General features: G+C 59.6%; 19 protein-coding genes. 3 read left to right on the top strand and 16 right to left on the bottom strand.

Features of this window, described 5'->3' with window-relative positions:
• Window positions 1-14: 14 nt before the first annotated feature.
• Window positions 15-491 (bottom strand): GNAT family N-acetyltransferase, encoded by a 477-nt coding sequence (locus tag AC1RO5_RS18835; protein ID WP_493176873.1) that lies wholly within the window; start codon window positions 489-491, stop codon window positions 15-17.
• Between the two features lie 111 nt (window positions 492-602).
• A complete protein-coding gene (locus AC1RO5_RS18830) occupies window positions 603-866 on the bottom strand; it encodes an Os1348 family RiPP precursor (RefSeq protein WP_019647907.1) in 264 nt (87 codons plus the stop codon).
• Window positions 867-1,485: 619 nt separating this feature from the next.
• Here AC1RO5_RS18830 and AC1RO5_RS18825 point away from each other — a divergent pair.
• Window positions 1,486-2,745 carry an OprD family porin gene (locus AC1RO5_RS18825; protein WP_493176871.1) on the top strand — a complete coding sequence of 420 codons (1,260 nt, stop codon included), beginning with the start codon at window positions 1,486-1,488 and terminating at the stop codon, window positions 2,743-2,745.
• A 113-nt stretch (window positions 2,746-2,858) separates the two neighbouring features.
• Here AC1RO5_RS18825 and pcaC read toward each other — a convergent pair whose 3' ends face one another.
• The 11 genes from pcaC to pcaR form a co-directional block, all read right to left on the bottom strand.
• A complete protein-coding gene (gene pcaC, locus AC1RO5_RS18820) occupies window positions 2,859-3,251 on the bottom strand; it encodes a 4-carboxymuconolactone decarboxylase (RefSeq protein WP_007935810.1) in 393 nt (130 codons plus the stop codon).
• 10 nt (window positions 3,252-3,261) lie between these two features.
• On the bottom strand, window positions 3,262-4,068 hold the full coding sequence (pcaD, locus tag AC1RO5_RS18815; RefSeq protein ID WP_493176869.1) for a 3-oxoadipate enol-lactonase: 807 nt from the start codon (window positions 4,066-4,068) through the stop codon (window positions 3,262-3,264).
• Between the two features lie 11 nt (window positions 4,069-4,079).
• Window positions 4,080-5,444, bottom strand: a complete 1,365-nt coding sequence (locus tag AC1RO5_RS18810) for a 3-carboxy-cis,cis-muconate cycloisomerase (RefSeq protein ID WP_493176868.1) — start codon at window positions 5,442-5,444, stop codon at window positions 4,080-4,082.
• A gap of 45 nt (window positions 5,445-5,489) precedes the next feature.
• A complete protein-coding gene (locus AC1RO5_RS18805) occupies window positions 5,490-6,785 on the bottom strand; it encodes an MFS family transporter (RefSeq protein WP_493176866.1) in 1,296 nt (431 codons plus the stop codon).
• A gap of 239 nt (window positions 6,786-7,024) precedes the next feature.
• Window positions 7,025-7,591: a protocatechuate 3,4-dioxygenase subunit alpha gene (gene pcaG / locus AC1RO5_RS18800; RefSeq protein ID WP_493176865.1), complete on the bottom strand. Its 567-nt coding sequence runs from the start codon at window positions 7,589-7,591 to the stop codon at window positions 7,025-7,027.
• 1 nt (window position 7,592) lies between these two features.
• On the bottom strand, window positions 7,593-8,297 hold the full coding sequence (gene pcaH / locus AC1RO5_RS18795; RefSeq protein WP_493176863.1) for a protocatechuate 3,4-dioxygenase subunit beta: 705 nt from the start codon (window positions 8,295-8,297) through the stop codon (window positions 7,593-7,595).
• Between the two features lie 53 nt (window positions 8,298-8,350).
• On the bottom strand, window positions 8,351-9,556 hold the full coding sequence (gene pcaF / locus AC1RO5_RS18790) for a 3-oxoadipyl-CoA thiolase (RefSeq protein ID WP_493177013.1): 1,206 nt from the start codon (window positions 9,554-9,556) through the stop codon (window positions 8,351-8,353).
• A complete protein-coding gene (locus AC1RO5_RS18785) occupies window positions 9,553-10,332 on the bottom strand; it encodes a CoA-transferase subunit beta (protein ID WP_111455065.1) in 780 nt (259 codons plus the stop codon). Before AC1RO5_RS18785 ends, pcaF begins: the two co-directional genes overlap by 4 nt.
• Window positions 10,332-11,189, bottom strand: a complete 858-nt coding sequence (locus tag AC1RO5_RS18780) for a CoA transferase subunit A (protein WP_018926877.1) — start codon at window positions 11,187-11,189, stop codon at window positions 10,332-10,334. The genes AC1RO5_RS18785 and AC1RO5_RS18780 overlap by 1 nt, the downstream gene beginning before the upstream one ends.
• Window positions 11,190-11,474: 285 nt before the next feature.
• Window positions 11,475-12,821 carry a 4-hydroxybenzoate transporter PcaK gene (gene pcaK, locus AC1RO5_RS18775; RefSeq protein WP_493176861.1) on the bottom strand — a complete coding sequence of 449 codons (1,347 nt, stop codon included), beginning with the start codon at window positions 12,819-12,821 and terminating at the stop codon, window positions 11,475-11,477.
• A gap of 287 nt (window positions 12,822-13,108) precedes the next feature.
• Complete coding sequence (gene pcaR, locus AC1RO5_RS18770) at window positions 13,109-13,951, bottom strand: pca regulon transcriptional regulator PcaR (protein ID WP_007935836.1); 843 nt, start codon at window positions 13,949-13,951, stop codon at window positions 13,109-13,111.
• 661 nt (window positions 13,952-14,612) lie between these two features.
• Between pcaR and AC1RO5_RS18765 the strand changes: the two genes are divergently transcribed.
• Together AC1RO5_RS18765 and AC1RO5_RS18760 are read left to right on the top strand one after the other, a co-directional pair.
• Window positions 14,613-14,813: a hypothetical protein gene (locus AC1RO5_RS18765; RefSeq protein WP_007935837.1), complete on the top strand. Its 201-nt coding sequence runs from the start codon at window positions 14,613-14,615 to the stop codon at window positions 14,811-14,813.
• Between the two features lie 377 nt (window positions 14,814-15,190).
• A complete protein-coding gene (locus AC1RO5_RS18760) occupies window positions 15,191-16,666 on the top strand; it encodes an inorganic phosphate transporter (RefSeq protein ID WP_493176859.1) in 1,476 nt (491 codons plus the stop codon).
• Window positions 16,667-16,912: 246 nt separating this feature from the next.
• On the opposite strand, the gene ccoM is transcribed toward AC1RO5_RS18760, so the two are convergent.
• From ccoM to AC1RO5_RS18745, 3 genes are all read right to left on the bottom strand, one after another.
• Window positions 16,913-17,029, bottom strand: a complete 117-nt coding sequence (gene ccoM, locus AC1RO5_RS18755) for a cytochrome c oxidase subunit CcoM (RefSeq protein WP_018926882.1) — start codon at window positions 17,027-17,029, stop codon at window positions 16,913-16,915.
• Window positions 17,030-17,173: 144 nt separating this feature from the next.
• Window positions 17,174-17,335, bottom strand: a complete 162-nt coding sequence (locus AC1RO5_RS18750; RefSeq protein WP_007935839.1) for a hypothetical protein — start codon at window positions 17,333-17,335, stop codon at window positions 17,174-17,176.
• Between the two features lie 104 nt (window positions 17,336-17,439).
• Window positions 17,440-17,781 carry an aspartate-semialdehyde dehydrogenase gene (locus AC1RO5_RS18745; RefSeq protein ID WP_305411402.1) on the bottom strand — a complete coding sequence of 114 codons (342 nt, stop codon included), beginning with the start codon at window positions 17,779-17,781 and terminating at the stop codon, window positions 17,440-17,442.
• Window positions 17,782-17,977 lie beyond the last annotated feature (196 nt).

Below are 17,977 nucleotides of genomic sequence, written 5' to 3'. Positions count from 1 at the left end.
TTCTCAACCTTCCCTTAGGTTGGCGGCAACGGCTTTGCCATTGTCAGACTGGCAATGCCATAACCCAGTTGTTCATAAAGACGACGCGCCGCATCGTTGCGACCAAAGACATGCAACCGCACTTCCCTGCATCCCGCCTGGCTCGCCCATGACTCCAGGGCCAGCAGCGATTGTTTTGCATAACCCTGGCGACGCTCGCCGAGGTCAATGTAAATATCCAGAATGAAGGCGATCCGACCGGCGCCCGCGTGTCGTTCGGCAACCCATAATTCACCGATGCGCCGCGCTTGATCCTGGATCACCCAGAGTTGATTCTTTTCAGTCAGTCGCCCTTGCGGCAACAATTGCTCGAAGACGCTTCGTGCCCTTTGCGACGCCTCCTCCTGGCCCCACTCGCCGGCGGCGACCATCCCGTCGCCATATTCAGCAAGGGCTCTTTCGGCGAACGTCACAAAGTCCGCGTCATTCATTGGAGCCAAGGTGACAGACATGAGTCATTCACTCCGTGCCCGAGCGCTTCAGGTCATGAGTCTGACAAGGCCATTCGGCGTACCACCGTAAAAGCCCACCTTTCATGGCACGCCAAATGGCATCACCCACCGTTAATCCATGCGCGCTTGTTGCTGCTGGTTCTGTGTATCAAATACCGCGCGTATCCCCAGGTTGTTCCGGATACTGGAGGAAGCTGCCGTCAGTTTTGCAGCATCAATACCTTTAACCGCAGCGATCTCGTCAGTACTTAAATGCACGCCAATATTTTTAGCCGCCCCTGCCGGATCACTGTGTAAGGCGCTGGCAAATTTTTCGTCCAGCACGGCCCGTCCCAGAACCGAGGCCAAACGTTCCTGGTTGACTTTATTACCCATGGTACTTCTCCTTGTTATTTCGGCATGACGAAAAACATCCCCTGACGAACCATGAGAGTTTCTTTTGCCCGCCTGAGGAATTTGAATATAGCAAGGCCTCTTTTCTTTTCCAGCCAAGCCCATGGCTCTCTTTAAATCTTTTTACGATAACCGACAACACCAATTCTTAAGTTTAACTGGCGATTATCGATCTACCTTTAATGACAGCCAGCGCTGTAGGAAACGTCTTACAACTAAAGCAATAAACACTTCCATCTAACATTAACAAAACAACAAGGTGCCATTAATAGTACACATCTCCCTACCCTCCTTATCAACCCGAATAACTATGGGATTTTATTAAGAATGCCTCATACCGTCCGCGCCCAGGCTGGCGTCGATTAGTGTTCGTTAATCGCCCAAAACCCCATCCCCCCCAATTGAATCCCCCCGCCCATCCCTCGCACCATTGTCCGCACCCGCAAAAATCAATAACAATAAGGTCCGACACCATGACTACGCGCCCTCTGCGCTCCGGCTGATCCCGCCCGCCCCCTTATCCGATTCGATTTTTTGTCTGCGACCCCTTGGTTGCGGCTGTGTACTGCCTTATCCCTGACAATTAGAGAGACCCGAGTCCATGACTTCCTCCACCACGCAGTATTTGTTCCCTAGCCTTATCGCCATCGCACTGGCCGGCGCGGCCCTGCCCGTCTTGGCCGAGGAAGCGGGCTTTGTCGAAGGTGCCAAGGTCAACCTCAACCTGCGCAACTTCTACATCAACCGTAACTTCACCAATCCGACCAAGAGCCAGGGTAAGGCTGAAGAGTGGACGCAAAGCTTTATCCTCGATGCCAAATCCGGGTTCACCCAGGGCACCGTCGGGTTCGGCATGGACGTGCTGGGGTTGTATTCGGTCAAGCTCGACGGCGGTAAAGGCACCGGTGGGACGCAGTTGCTGCCGCTGGATCACGATGGTCGCCCGGCGGACAACTTCGGTCGCACCAACGTGGCGTTCAAGGCGAAGCTGTCCCAGACCGAAGTGAAGGTCGGCGAATGGATGCCGGTGCTGCCGATCCTGCGTTCGGACGACGGTCGCTCGCTGCCGCAAACCTTCCGTGGCGGCCAGATCACTTCGAAGGAAATCGATGGCCTGACGCTCTACGGCGGCCAGTTCCGCGCCAACAGCCCGCGCGACGACAGCAGCATGAGCGACATGTCGATGACCGGCAAAGCGGCCTTCAAGTCAGACCGCTTCAACTTCCAGGGCGGCGAATACGTCTTCAACGACAAGCGCACTCAGATCGGCCTGTGGAATGCTGAACTCAAAGACATCTACAGCCAGCAATACGTCAACCTGATCCACACCCAACCACTGGGCGACTGGACGCTGGGCGCCAACCTCGGGTTCTTCTACGGCAAGGATGACGGCAGCGCGCGGGCGGGCGAGCTGGACAACAAGACCTGGTCGGGCCTGTTCTCGGCCAAATACGGTGGCAACACTTTCTACGTCGGCCTGCAAAAACTCACCGGCGACAGCGCCTGGATGCGGGTCAACGGCACCAGCGGCGGCACCCTGGCCAACGACAGTTACAACGCCAGCTATGACAACGCCCAGGAAAGATCCTGGCAAGTGCGCCACGACTACAACTTCGCAGCTCTGGGCGTGCCGGGCCTGACCCTGATGAACCGCTACATCAGCGGTGACAACGTACACACCGCCACCACCAGCGACGGCAAGGAATGGGGCCGCGAAAGCGAACTGGGCTACACGGTACAGAGCGGTACGCTGAAAAACCTCAACGTCAAATGGCGCAACTCCACCATCCGCCGCGACTTCAGCAACAACGAGTTCGATGAGAATCGGTTGATCGTCAGCTATCCGATCAGCCTTCTGTAAGACTCTAAAACGCCTTCGCGGGCAAGCCTCGCTCCTACAGGGATCATGCATCTCCCCGTAGGAGCGAGGCTTGCCCGCGAAGGCTTCAGCTCAGGCAACACAACTTTCGCGGATCACTCCCGCGACTCAACCCCCAACTCATCCCACACCGACTCGGCCAGGTGGAACGTCGCGTTGGCGGCCGGAATACCGCAATAGATCGCGCTCTGCATGATCACTTCCTTGATCTCGCTGCGGGTCACGCCGTTGTTGGCGGCGGCGCGCAGGTGCAGTTTGAGTTCTTCGTTGCGGTTCATGCCGATCAGCATGGCGATGGTGATCAGGCTGCGGGTGTGGCGCGGCAGGCCCGGGCGGGTCCAGATGTCACCCCAGGCGTGGCGGGTGATCATCTCCTGGAACTCCGAGTTGAACTCGGTCAGCGCGTTCAGGCTGCGGTCGACGTGGGCGTCGCCGAGCACTGCGCGGCGGACTTTCATGCCCTCGTCGTAACGTTGTTTCTCGTCCACAAAAAATCCCTCAATGACCTGAAAGAAACGCCAGCACCCGGTCGCTGAACGCAGCGCCGGCCTGGACGTTGGACAGGTGCGCGGCGTAGAACTCGGCGTACTCGGCGCCCTGCACATGTTCCTGGATGAAATGCCCGCCAGATGGCGGTGTGACCGCATCTTCGGTGCCAGCGATAACCAGTAGCGGCGCCTTGATCGAGGACAACTGATCGCGGAAATCGGCATCGCGCACCGCCGCGCAATTGGCCGCATAACCTTCAGGCGAAGTGGCCGCGAGCATGTCGGTAATCTGCTTCGCCGCTGCCGGATTGGCGGCGGAAAAATCCGGGGTAAACCAGCGTGCAATCGACGCATCGCGCAGGGCAACCATCGCCGCCGCGCCGTCGCGCAGCACGGTTTCGATTCGTGGGTTCCACACCGATGGATCGCCGATTTTCGCCGCGGTGTTGCACACGATCAGTTTGTTCAAACGCTGACCGGCGTTGATCCCCAGCCATTGACCGATCAACCCGCCCATGGACAGACCACAGAAATGCGCGCGCTCGATGTGCAAGGCATCCAGCAGCGCCAGCACGTCGCGGCCCAGTTGCTCGATGCTGTACGGCCCCGGCGTCACCAATGACTTGCCGTGACCACGGGTGTCAAAACGCAGCACCCGGAAATGCTCGGCGAACGCCGGGATCTGCGCGTCCCACATGTGCAGGTTGGTGCCCAGTGAGTTGGACAGCACCAGTACCGGCGCATCCGCCGGTCCATCGAGTTGCGGCCCTTGAATTTGGTAGTGCAGTTCGCCTTCGGCGAGTTGTACGAATGCCACAGCAGTCTCCTTCAGGCAGTCAACGCAAAATGTTCAGCCACCGCTCGCTCGACCCAGGTATGGGCCTGACCGAGGTAATGGGCAGGGTCCAGCAGATGATCGAGTTCAGCGTCCGACAACTCGGCGGTCACTTGCGGCTCGTCGCCGAGTACCGCGCGCAGATGACGTTGCTCGGCCACGGCACGCTTGCAGCATTGCTCCAGCAGATGGTGCGCGGTGTCACGACCGACCCGCTGCGCCAGGACGATGCTCACCGCTTCGGCAAGCACCAGGCCCTGGGTCAGGTCGAGGTTACGGGTCATGCGCATCGCGTCCACTTCCAGTCCGTCAGCCACCAACAGTGCTTGTTGCAGGCTGCCCGACACCAAACAGCAGACCTCCGGCAGGGTTTCCCATTCGGCATGCCACAGGCCCAGGCTGCGCTCGTGTTCCTGGGGCATCGCGCTGAACAAAGTCGAAAGCAAACCCGGCACCCGCGTCGCTGTACCAATCAGCACCGCCGCGCCCACCGGGTTGCGTTTGTGTGGCATGGTCGAGGAACCACCCTTGCCCGGCGCCGACGGTTCGAACACTTCGCCGGCTTCGGTCTGCATCAACAGGCTGATGTCGCGGCCGAGTTTGCCGAGGCTGCCGGCGATCAAGCCCAGCACCGCGCCGAACTCCACCAGACGATCACGCTGGGTGTGCCAGGGTTGTTCCGGCAAAGTCAGTTGCAGTTCCGCGGCCAAGGCTTCGGCAATCGGCATCGCCTGCTCACCGAGGGCCGCGAGCGTGCCGGAAGCGCCGCCGAATTGCAGCACCAGCAGGCGCGGTTTGAGTTCCAGCAAACGCTGGCGGCTACGAGTCACCGCGCCCAGCCAACCGGCGATCTTCATACCGAGGGTGACCGGTGTCGCGTGTTGCAACCAGGTGCGCCCGGCCAGTGGCGTGGCGACGTACCGCTTGGCCTGGGTCGCAAGGGTTTCCCCCAGCTGCGCCAGATCAGCTTCGATCAGGTGCAGCGCGCGGCGCAATTGCAACACCAGGCCGGTGTCCATCACGTCCTGGCTGGTCGCGCCCAGATGCACGTAGCGCTCGGCTTCAGCATCGCTTTTGGCGATCTGCTTACCCAGCGCCTTGACCAACGGAATCGCCGAATTGCCCGCCGTGGCAATTGCCTCGCCGAGAGCGGCGAAGTCGTAATGCTCGGCCTTACAGGCCGCTTCGATAGACGCGACAGCCGCTTGCGGAATCAAGCCCACCCGCGCCTCGGCCCGGGCCAGTGCGGCTTCGAAATCCAGCATGGCCTGAACCCGGCCCTGATCGCAGAACACCTCACGCATGTCGCGTGCCGTGAAGTAGGCATCGAACAATTGATTGCCCGGTCGCTGATTCATAAACAGTCCTTGCAGGCGAGGGCCAGTGAGGCCCCCGCGGAAAGATCAAAGGTCGTTTTCCAAATACTTCGCCTGTCTCGGCAGACGCAGGCTGAACAGGAACGCCACCGCCATCATCACCGTGACATACCAGTAGAACGAGTTTTCCATGCCCACGTTTTTAAGGCTCAGCGCCACATACTCCGCCGAACCGCCGAAAATCGCATTGGCCACCGCATACGCCAGGCCGACGCCCAAGGCGCGCACCTCTGGCGGGAACATTTCGGCTTTCACCAGACCGCTGATCGAGGTGTAGAAACTGACGATCGCCAGCGCCACGGTAATCAACACAAAAGCCAGGAACGGACTGCTGACACTTTTCAGGCTCAACAGGATCGGTACGGTGCACAACGTCCCGAGGGCGCCGAACCAGAGCATCGAATTACGCCGACCGATCTTGTCAGCAAGCATGCCGAAGAACGGCTGCATGCACATATAAAGGAACAATGCGCCGGTCATGATGTAGCTGGCGGTCTTGGCGTGCATGCCGGCGGTGTTCACCAGGTACTTCTGCATGTACGTGGTGAAGGTGTAGAAAATCAGCGAACCGCCGGCGGTGTAACCCAGCACGGTGATGAAGGCGGCCTTGTGATCGCGGAACAGCGCACCGATGCTGCCGGCGTCCTTGTTTTCGCGCATTTCCTTGCTGCTGGTTTCCTTGAGCGCACGACGCAGGAACAACGAGACCAACGCAGCGACCGCACCGACCACGAACGGAATCCGCCAGCCGTAGGCACGCAATTCATCCTCGTTGAGGAACTGCTGCAGGATCACCACCAGCGACACCGCCAGCAACTGGCCGCCAATCAGCGTCACGTACTGGAACGACGCGAAGAACCCGCGCTGGCCCTTGAGGGCGACTTCACTCATGTAGGTCGCGGTGGTGCCGTATTCACCGCCCACCGACAAGCCTTGTAGCAGGCGCGCGAACAGCAGCAGGATCGGCGCCCAGACACCAATACTGTTGTAGGTCGGCAGGCAGGCGATCAGCAACGAGCCGAAGCACATCATCAGAATCGAGATCAGCATCGAATTCTTGCGCCCGTGTTTATCCGCCAACCGGCCGAAGATCCAGCCGCCGATGGGGCGCATCAGGAACCCGGCAGCGAACACGCCCGCGGTGTTCACCAGTTGTACCGTGGGGTTGTCGGACGGGAAAAAGGCGGGGGCAAAGTAGATCGCACAGAAGGCGTAGACGTAGAAGTCGAACCACTCGACCAGGTTGCCGGACGAGGCGCCGACAATCGCAAAGATTCTTTTGCTGCGTTCTTCACCGGTGTAGAGCGTTGTGAGAGTTGTCATTGTTTTTTCACTCTGTGGGGACCGTGAGAGTCTAGACATACTTTGCAACAATCCCGTTCCGCAGATGCATAACCTGAGAGCAATGCAATCTCTGTGGCGAGGGAGCTTGCTCCCGCTCGGCTGCGAAGCAGTCGTAAAACCGGTTGGCGCGGTTTGCCTGATACATCATGTCAGCCGGGTTTGGGCTTGCTTCGTAAGCCAGCGGGAGCAAGCTCCCTCGCCACAAGAGCAACGATCACTCAATAATCGAAGAACACCGTCTCCGCATCCGTCCCCTGCAGAATCACATTCCACTGATAAACACCCGAAGCATCCTGCTTCGCCAACAAGGTGCTACGACGTTCGGCGGGCACGCATTCGAGCAGCGGGTCCGCCACGTTGGCCGGTTCGCCATCGAAATAAATCCGCGTCAGCAAGTGCTTCACCAACCCGCGAGCAAACACCAGCACCACCAGGTGCGGCGCCTGGGTCGTGCCCTTCAGACCTTCCACGGTGCCCGGCTTGATCGTGGTAAAGCGAAAGCGCCCTTGCGCATCCACCGGCACCCGGCCAAACCCTTCGAAGTTCGGGTCCAGGGGTTTGTCCTGATCGTCTTCGGGGTGGTCGTACTTGCCAGCGGCGTTGGCTTGCCAGACTTCGAGCATGGCGTCGTTGACGAAGTCGCCATTGCCATCGACGACTTGCCCGGTGATCGCCACACGCTCGCCGAGGGTCTGTTCAACGGTCAGGTCTTCACGATTCAGCCAGGTCAGGCCAATGTGGTAGTACGGTCCGACGGTGTGGGACGTGGTCGCGTTCAGCGTCATCTTATTTCTCCATCGGCGTGGCGTCGCGGCCGCGCAAGACGATGTCCCAACGATAAGCGAGGGCATAGGAAGGGATGGTTTTTTCCAGATCGAAACTGGCGATCAAACGCTCTTTGGCGCTGGTATCGGGCACGCAGTTGTAGATCGGATCGTAAGCCAGCAACGGGTCGCCCGGGAAATACATCTGGGTCACCAGGCGCGTCAGAATGCTCGGCCCGAACAGGGAGAAATGGATGTGCGCCGGGCGCCAGGCATTGTGGTGATTACCCCACGGATAGGCGCCAGGCTTGATGGTCTGGAACAGGTACCAGCCATCGGCATCGGTCACGGTGCGGCCGGTGCCGGTGAAGTTCGGGTCCAGCGGCGCGTCGTGCAGGTCACGGGCATGGTTGTAACGACCGGCGGCGTTAGCCTGCCAGATCTCCACCAAAATGCCCGGCACCGGCAGACCGTCTTCATCCAGCACACGGCCGTGGATGATGATCCGCTCACCCAATGGCTCCCCCGAGTGCTGGGCGGTCAGGTCGTTGTCCCGCTCCTGAATACGCTCGGCACCGATGGTCGGGCCGGTGATTTCCGACAGCGAATGAGGCAAAAACACCAACGGCTTGGACGGCGAACGAAGGTTGGTGGATTGATAAGGAGGGTGCAGGTATTCCGGCTGAGTGCCCGCCTGCGGGCGACGGTAACCTGGTTTGTCAGTCATTGCGCTTTCCTCAATTCTTATTAGTCGACACTGCTTATTCACAGCCAAGTGTGTCAGACCCGTTCGATCGCCAAGGCCAGGCCCTGACCGACACCGACGCACATGGTCGCCAAGCCTTTCTTGCCGCCCGTCTTTTCCAGTTGATGCAGTGCGGTCAGTACCAAACGTGCACCGCTCATGCCCAGCGGATGGCCCAAGGCAATGGCGCCACCGTTCGGGTTGACCTGGGCCGCGTCATCCGCCAGTCCCAGTTCACGCAGCACCGCCAGGCCCTGGCTGGCGAAAGCTTCGTTGAGTTCGATCACGTCGAAATCATTAACCGCCAAGCCCAGGCGCTCAGCCAATTTGCGCACCGCCGGCACCGGGCCGATGCCCATCACCCGTGGTGCGACACCGGCGCTGGCCATGCCGAGCACTTTGGCGCGGGCGGTCAGGCCATGTTTCTTCACGGCTTCGGCCGAGGCCAGAATCAGCGCTGCAGCACCGTCGTTCACACCGGAGGCATTGCCGGCGGTGACGGTTTTGTCGGGGCCGTTGACCGGTTTGAGTTTGGCCAGGGTTTCCAGCGTGGTGTCGGCGCGAGGATGTTCGTCCTGGCTGACCACTGTTTCACCCTTCTTGTGGGCAATGCGCACTTCAACGATTTCTTCGGCGAAAAATCCTGCGGCTTGCGCGGCGGCTGTCCGTTGCTGACTGCGCAGTGCGAAAGCGTCCTGATCCTCGCGAGAAACCTGGTAATCGTCCGCCACGTTATCGGCGGTTTGCGGCATTGCATCGACGCCGTATTGGGCTTTCATCAACGGGTTGATGAAACGCCAGCCGATGGTGGTGTCTTCCAGCTTCATGTTGCGCGAAAACGCCGCATCGGCCTTGCCCATCACGAATGGCGCGCGGGACATCGATTCGACGCCACCGGCAATCGCCAGCTCCATCTCGCCGCTGGCGATAGCCCGAAACGCAGTGCCGATGGCGTCCATGCCCGAAGCGCAGAGGCGATTGAGGGTGACGCCCGGAATGGTTTCCGGCAGCCCCGCCAGCAGCAACGCCATGCGAGCCACGTTGCGATTGTCTTCGCCGGCCTGGTTGGCGCAGCCGAGGAACACCTCATCCACCGCGTTCCAGTCCACCGATGGGTTGCGCGCCATCAACGCCTTGATCGGCACGGCGGCCAGGTCATCGGCGCGGACCGCCGACAGGCCACCGCCGAAACGGCCGATGGGGGTACGAATCGCATCGCAGATATAAACGTCACGCATCAGGCTTCTCCGGGTGCTTGGCCGTGGGCCGCCGCGGTACGGGCTTCCAGATCACGCAGCGCGGTCAGCTCGACCTCGGTTGGCTCGGCAGTGTTTTCAACCGTGTCGGCAAAACGAATCGCCCAACCGGTGGCCGCAATCACTTGCTCGCGGGTCACGCCTGGGTGCAGCGCGGTGACCACGAATTCATGAGTGCCGGCTTCCGGTTCCATGATGCACAGGTCGGTAATAATGCCGACAGGACCGGCGCCCGGCAGGCCGAGACGTTTGCGCGAATCACCGCCCTCGCCATGGCCGACCGAGGTAATGAAGTCGAGCTTGTCGACGAACGAACGCGCCGACTGCTTGAGGATGATCAGCACGCTCTTGGCGGAACCGGCGATCTCCGGCGCGCCACCGGCACCCGGCAGGCGAACTTTTGGCTGATGGTAGTCACCGACGACCGTGGTGTTGATGTTGCCGAAGCGGTCGACTTGCGCGGCGCCGAGGAAGCCGACGTCGATGCGCCCGCCCTGCAGCCAGTAGCGAAAAATCTCACCGGTCGGGACGACGGTGTCGGCAGTTTCCGCCAGCTCGCCGTCACCGATCGACAACGGCAGCACGCTCGGCTTGGCACCGATCGGACCCGATTCGTAGATCAGGACTACATCGGGCGAGGACGTCAGTCGCGCCAGGTTGGCGGCTTTCGACGGCAGGCCGATACCAACGAAGCACACCGAACCGTTTTTCAGGCGGCGGGCGGCGGCGACGGTCATCATTTCATTGGTGGTGTAAGTCATTACTTGGCCTCCGAAGCAGCGGCCAGCTTGGCCTGGAACTCGCTGAAGTCAGCGCAGCCGTGGATGTACTCGTTGATCCACGCGGTGAAGGTTTCACGGTCGCGGGCAATCGGGTCCCAGGCCTGGTAGAAGCGGTTGTCACGCTCGGTGTAACCGTGGGCGTAGGACGGATGCGCGCCACCCGGTACGTGGCAGACCGCGCTCAAGGCCCAGGTCGGCAGCACGCAAGCGTTCATCGGTGCATTGAGATCGTCGACGATTTCTTCGACGGTGACGATGCAGCGTTTGGCCGCCAGCGCCGCTTCTTTCTGCACACCGAGAATGCCCCAGAGCAGCACGTTGCCTTGACGGTCGGCTTTCTGCGCGTGAATCACGGTGATGTCCGGGCGCACTGACGGCACCGCCGCCAGCACTTCGCCGGTGAACGGGCACGTGACGGTTTTGATCAGCGGGTTGACCTTCGGCAGGTCGGAACCGGCGTAGGCACGCAGCACCGCGAACGGTAGGCCCGAAGCGCCCGCGACGTAGGCATTGGCCAGGTCGGCGTGGCTGTGCTCTTCGATTTCCAGCGCATGCGGCCACTGCCGCTCGACTGCGTCACGCAGACGGTGCAGCGAACCGACGCCGGGGTTGCCGCCCCAGGAGAAAATCAGTTTGCGAGCACAACCGGCACCGATCAACTGGTCGTAGATCAAGTCAGGCGTCATCCGCACCAGGGTCAGGTCTTTCTTGCCCTGACGAATGATTTCGTGACCAGCCGCCGTAGGAATCAGGTGAGTGAAGCCTTCGAGCGCGACGGTATCGCCGTCGTTGACGAACTGCTTCACCGCGTCATGCAGCGAAAGGATTTCAGCCATGGGGCAGGCTCCCGTTTATTATTAACCGACAGTGTGGGAAAAAGGCGCCGATGCGCAGCGCCGGAATGACTGAAGATTAAGCCTCTGGAAAAACCCAAACAATCCGATAATCGACTGAGTGTTCGTTTATCGAACAGATTGTTACCTCACTATCGTTCTCTCTCAGATCGTTCCCACGCTCTGCGTGGGAACGCAGCCAGGGACGCTCCGCGTCCCAAAAGCGGACGCAGAGCGTCCATTGAGGCGTTCCCACGCAGAGCGTGGGAACGATCATTTCAAGCCGGATCAGGTCGCATCCGCATGGCTGACCATGCCCTTGATCACCACCGCCGTGGTCGCCAACGCGGCCGGAATCACCAGCGCCGTCAGCACCTGCTCGAAGTTCCAGCCCAGGCCCAGCAACGTTGCGCCCATCCACGCCCCAAGAATCGCGCCGAAGCGGCCAATTCCGAGCATCCACGACACACCGGTTGCCCGCCCTTGAGTCGGGTAAAACCGCGCCGCCAGCGACGGCATTGCCGATTGCGCGCCGTTGACACACATCCCGGCCACCAGCACCAGGGTCGCCAGTACGGCGATGTTGCCCAGGCTCTGCCCTACCGCGTAGGCAAACACCCCGGCCAATAGGTAGAAAGTGCCGATTACCTTGTGCGGATTGAACCGGTCCATCGCCCAACCCACGCCCACTGCGCTCAACACCCCACCAAGCTGGAACAGCGCACCAATGAATGCGGCCTGCTCCATGCTCGCGCCGCTATCACGCATCAGCGTCGGCAACCAACTGGTCAGCAGATAAACAATCACCAGCCCCATGAAGTACGTCAGCCACAGCAACAACGTGCCGGAGCTGTAAGTGCCGGAGAAGATCACCGCGAACACATTGCGTGCCTTCACGGTTTTCTGTTCCGGTACGCTGAAGCTCGAAGCCTGGGCAACTACTGTCGGGTCGATGGGTGCCAGGGCCTTGCGCACTTTGTCGGTGCCACGATTACGCACCACCAGATAGCGCGCCGACTCGGGCAACCACAACAGCAAAACGACGGTGAGCATCAGCGGCAGAATCCCGCCGATCATCAACAGGCTGTGCCAGCCGAAGGCCGGGATCAGTTTGGCCGAGATGAATCCGCCTCCGGCCATGCCGAGGTTGAAGCCGCAGAACATGCTGGTCACCAGCAGGGATTTCTTGCGTTCCGGGGTGTATTCGGACAGCAGCGTGGTCGCGTTCGGCATGCCGGCGCCCAGGCCCAGACCGGTGAGGAAACGCAGCACCAGCAGTTGATCGACGTTGGTGCTGTAAGCCGATGCCAGGCTGAACGCACCGAACAACAACACCGCGCCTACCAGTACGACTTTTCGCCCGAAGCGGTCAGCCAACGGCCCGGAACCCAAGGCGCCGAAGACCATGCCGATCAACGCCGCACTCATCACCGGGCCGAGGCTGGCGCGATCGATGCCCCAGTCCTGGGACAATGCCGGCGCGATAAAACCCATGGCCGCGGTGTCGAGGCCATCGAGGAAGACGATCAGGAAACACAGGATCACCACCCGCCATTGGTAGCGCGAAATGGGTTGAGCGTTGATGAAGGACTGCACGTCGAGGCAGTTTCCTACAGCAGACTGAGGCTGGTTCATTATTTTTATTCCACGCAAAGAACGCAGTCGAACAGGTGCCAGCCGGGGCTGACGCTGTCACAAAAAAGGAGGTCGGGATCAGGCGATCCGGTTTCGGCAGCTAAGCCGGCGGGAACAGCGACAGTGGGGAAACGTGCACATGACGATGCCTCTTCTCATTATTATTGGGTCGTCGTCCAGCAACCGGCTGAGGGCCAGCAGCGCCGGATGACGCTGCCGCGACATTAATGATCCGAGGGAAAGAGCGTCAATTCGATAAACGCGACTCTGTGCGTTTATCGAACAGCTTAGGCAAACAGCTGCGCGCTAAGATCTCGACTGGCGCTTAGCAGGCCAGGCAAGAAACGTTGCTCCAGCTCGCTGCGGCTGACCCGGCCGGCGTGGGTGCTGACGTTCAGCGCCGCTACCACTTGACCGGAAGCGTCGTACACCGGAACGGCAATCGAGCGCAGGCCCTGCTCCAGTTCCTGATCGACGATGCACCAGCCTTGTCGCCGTACCTCTTGCAGGCATTCGAGCAATGCCTCGGGGGTATGCAGGGTGCGACTGGTCTTGGCTTGCAGGTCTGCATGGTCGAGGTATTCGCGCAGCGACGTGTCGTCCAGCGCGGCGAGCAGAATCCGGCCCATGGAGGTGCAATAGGCCGGCAAGCGCCCACCCACCGAGAGGTCGACAGAAATCAGCCGCTGGGTAGTCGCGGAGCGCGCGATGTACAAAATGTCATCGCCCTCCAGCGTGGCCATGTTGCAGGCCTCGTGCAATTGCTCGCTCATGCGGTCCAGGTACGGCTGGGCAGACACCGCCAGCGGGGTTGACGACAGATAGGCATGGCCCAGGGTCAAGACTTTGGGCAGCAGCGAATAGGTGCGCCCGTCGGTGGTGGCGTAGCCGAGCTTGATCAGGGTATGCAGGCAACGTCGCACAGCGGCGCGGGGAATTTCCGTACGGTGGCTGATCTGTGCAATGGTCAGGTGCCGCTTGCGCTCCTGGAACGCTTGCACCACGGCCAGGCCACGGGCCAGGGAGGTCATGAAATCCGGGTCACCGGTCAGGGCCTGGATTCGCTTGGCGGGCGAGGCGACGATCGGCGGCGCCACTGAAGCGAAGGAATTGCGCATTTGATCGTTCATATCAGGTTGTTCCCCACACGGATCAGCGACTATTACAAGCGGCCCCGGTCTGACACACAAGCCAGCGGCTGCCAGGATTGGGCGATTATCGAACCGCAGGCCGATAATCGCAATCGTGGTGAGTACATTCAGCCATCCTGCTTTCACTCACCCCACAATACGGTTGTTATTTTCGGTCACTGGCTTAAAGGAGAACGATGTAATAATTTGTCCGGCCTAATGGCGCCAGAAAGTCACCACTGCAACTGGCATCAGCCCACCGTAGTTACCGGCAAGTTGCGAGTAACAAAACAATCACACATGAGGAACTACTTTTAACTGCCAAGAGATAGTGTTCTTCGGATCGACCGCTATAATGCATCTCAGAGGCGACCGGTTTTTTTGTACCGATTCCGCCCGCCGGCAGCGCGATATCCATCGCCGCTGTCCGCAGCAAGCGCTTGACGCTCATTTAATATGTTCCGCCAACGCGCTCGCTGAAACAGGAGACTGATGCTGCGTCAGCTGTTTTTCTCTGGTGCCGTGGCCGCCTGCAACATTGAAGTATTGATTGCGCCGTGGGAACGATGTCGTATCAGGCATTGTCCTTTCGATGAGCATGGTCAATAGATCGATGCAGCGCGTTTCACCAGAATTAATCTCAACTCAATCAGGTAGCACTGTGACGAAAGACGAACTGCGCGCGGAACTTGAGCGCCAGGAACAACGTTACAAGGAAGTTTACGGCGGGGAAGTCACCACCTACGCCGCTCAGCCCGAACCCGAACGCAAACCCTGGCGTAAACGCGCCACCGTTCAGGATCAGGCCTTCACCCAGGAATTGCAGAAGATGGAAAAGGAACTCAAAGCCGAAGAGCCATGACCGCCTCGGTTTGAATCCTTTCAAGAGCCTGCGTCTGCACCCGTTAAAAGCGGGTTGTATCGATGATGCTTTTCGCGCCCGCTACAAGCGGGCAGCGGCTCCCTCATTCATTCGATGAGGCAAACGGCTCTTGCCTGACCTTCTTCTCAGATATTTCACACAAGCGTTCAAGCCTCTCGTCCCAACGAGAGAAACCCTTGTGACTGCAGCCTTTCCAAGCGAATTCAATGACTTGTAAACCCCTGAAAAACCCTGGGGTTCAGCGGGTTGCCACCCACTAATTCATTGAAGAATGTAACCGATGAGCAGCAAGTGCATCGATTAGCAGTCTTTTCTGGCATAATCGCGCCCCCTTACGAACGGGTCAGAAAACCTTCATGATCGATTTATTCAGCGGACTGGATGCTTGGGTGCTTGTGAGCCTCTTGCTCGCCCTGGCCTTTGTCCTCGCCTTCGAGTTCATCAACGGCTTTCATGACACCGCAAACGCGGTGGCCACTGTTATCTATACCAAAGCCATGCCGCCTCATCTGGCGGTGTTCTTTTCCGGTGTGTTCAACTTCCTCGGCGTGCTGCTGGGCGGTGTGGGCGTGGCGTATGCCATCGTCCATCTGCTGCCGGTAGAACTGCTGATCAATGTGAATACCGGTCACGGACTGGCCATGGTGTTCTCGTTGCTCGCCGCCGCCATCACCTGGAACCTGGGCACCTGGTACTTCGGTATCCCGGCTTCCAGCTCCCATACGCTGATCGGTTCGATCCTCGGTGTCGGCCTGGCCAACGCCCTGATCAACGACATTCCGTTGGCCGACGGCGTGAACTGGCAGAAAGCGATCGACATCGGCGCGTCCCTGGTGTTCTCGCCAATGGCCGGTTTCCTGATCGCGGCCCTGGTGCTGATCGGCCTTAAATGGTGGCGTCCGCTGTCCAAGATGCACAAGACACCGGAACAGCGCCGCAAGATCGACGACAAGAAACACCCGCCGTTCTGGAACCGTCTGGTCCTGGTGATTTCGGCGATGGCGGTCAGCTTCGTGCACGGCTCGAACGATGGCCAGAAAGGTATCGGCCTGATCATGCTGGTGCTGATCGGTATTGTGCCGGCGCAGTTCGTACTCGACCTGGGCAGCACTACCTACCAGATCGAACGGACGCGCGATGCAACTCTGCACCTGAGCCAGTTCTACAAACGCAATGCCGATACGCTGGGTGATTTCCTGGCTCTGGGCAAAAGCGTGGAAGGTGATCTGCCGGAGAAATTCCGTTGCAACCCGCAACAGACCGAACCGACCATCGCCGCCCTGCTCGACACCCTCAAGGGTGTAGCCGACTACCACTCGCTGCCGGCGGAAAGCCGCATCGAAGTGCGTCGTTACCTGCTCTGCCTGGACGACACGGCGAAGAAAGTCAGCAAGCTGCCTGGCCTCGCTGCCCGTGAAAAGGCTGACCTGGACAAACTGCGCAAGGACCTGACCACCACCACTGAATACGCCCCGTTCTGGGTGATTCTGGCAGTCGCACTGGCCCTCGGCCTGGGTACCATGGTCGGCTGGAAACGCGTGGTATTGACCATCGGCGAGAAAATCGGCAAGCAAGGCATGACCTATGCCCAAGGCATGTCGGCGCAGATCACCACCGCGAGCATGATCGGCATGGCCAACATCTTCAGCCTGCCCGTCTCCACCACCCACGTCCTGTCCTCAGGCGTGGCCGGCACCATGGTCGCGAACAAAAGCGGCCTGCAAGGCGGTACTGTCAGAACCATCCTGCTGGCCTGGGTCCTGACCCTGCCAGCCACCGTGGCCCTGTCGGCCGGCCTGTTCTGGCTGGCCTCCAAGGCATTGGGTAGCTGATACACCGCTACTGAAAAAGGCGCGTTCCGTGAGGTTCGCGCCTTTTTTATTGCCCGCATTTCGGTATCGGATTGTTCCCACGCGCAGCAAAGGAATGCAGCCCGGGACGCTCCGCGTCCCTTTCGAGAGCTGGGACGCGGAGCGTCCCTTGAGGAGTTCCCACGCAGAGCGTGGGAACGATCGCACAAAAAAAAGGGCGACCGAAGTCGCCCAAAATGCCTTGCGTGCTCATTGCTCCAGAAAGAACTACGGTTTTCTCCGCTTATGCGAATCCTTCCAGATAAAAAAACCAAACCCTGCAAAAAACAGAACCATGAGGCCGACTGTCAGCACTCCGGCGATCACCACGTTATCGAAAAACATGACTGGCCTCCTGCACATGCCCTGTTGCGATGGGGCTAAGTTAACCAATCGGGCAGGAGAGAAAATTGACCGGGATCAATGCCGCCCGAGACTGGGCGTAAAGGAAGGGAAATAACTGACCTGCATCAACAGATGCAGGGTGTTTCAACGCTTTTTCGGTTTGTTCTTCGGCTTTTTCTTCGCTTTACCCAATGGCATGGCCTGCTCAAATGCCTGGCGCACTTCGTTCAGGCGCTTTTCATTAAGGTCATGAACCCGTTTGGCACGTTCAGAATTGAGGTCGATCAGCTTGTCATCTTGGCTCATGGCGTTCAGTGCATCGCTTGGAAATGAATTCAGCTGCCGGCTAAAGGCGACAGGATTGCGCCAATAATGCGGTCTGGCGCGGGCGCTGACCAGCCTCCGACACTTCAGATCTCGATATCGACCCACAACCCCTGACGTGGCTGACTCTCCATCAACGGCACCACCGGCACGGTATTGTCGGCATTGAGCTCATTGCCGGGGATCGCCAGGTGTTCTTCCGGATCTTCATCAGCCTCGCGACGGCGCCGCTCCCGTTCCTGTTGCCGACGCTGCTCCTCGCGCAGCTGCAGGCCCGCCTCTTCCGGGTCGCGCTTTTGCAGGTCGATGGTGCTTTCATTGGAGCTTTCCTGCACCGGCACCACGGGGGGAATATCCGGACGCTGGCGGATCGGATCCTGCTGTGAAGTGATCGGCACGGCGCTCAAGGGGAGCATCGGTGGCAGCATATTAATAGTCTCCTGTCAGCAGGCTGTCGGCTGCGGGGATGGCGACTTGAGCCATCGGTCGAAAACTTGTGACCCAACGCACAGACAGGAGCTGCCGAAGGCTGCGATCTTTTCAGGACTTGAAGATCAAAAGATCGCAGCCTTCGGCAGCTCCTACTGAGTAATCCTTTGGCCCTGAAGGCTCATTCCGTTAAGA

It is taken from the genome of Pseudomonas sp. GW822-FHT02G04, assembly GCF_058802085.1.
Note: the sequence above shows the minus strand (reverse complement) of the source record. Positions and strands in the feature narration are given on the sequence as shown.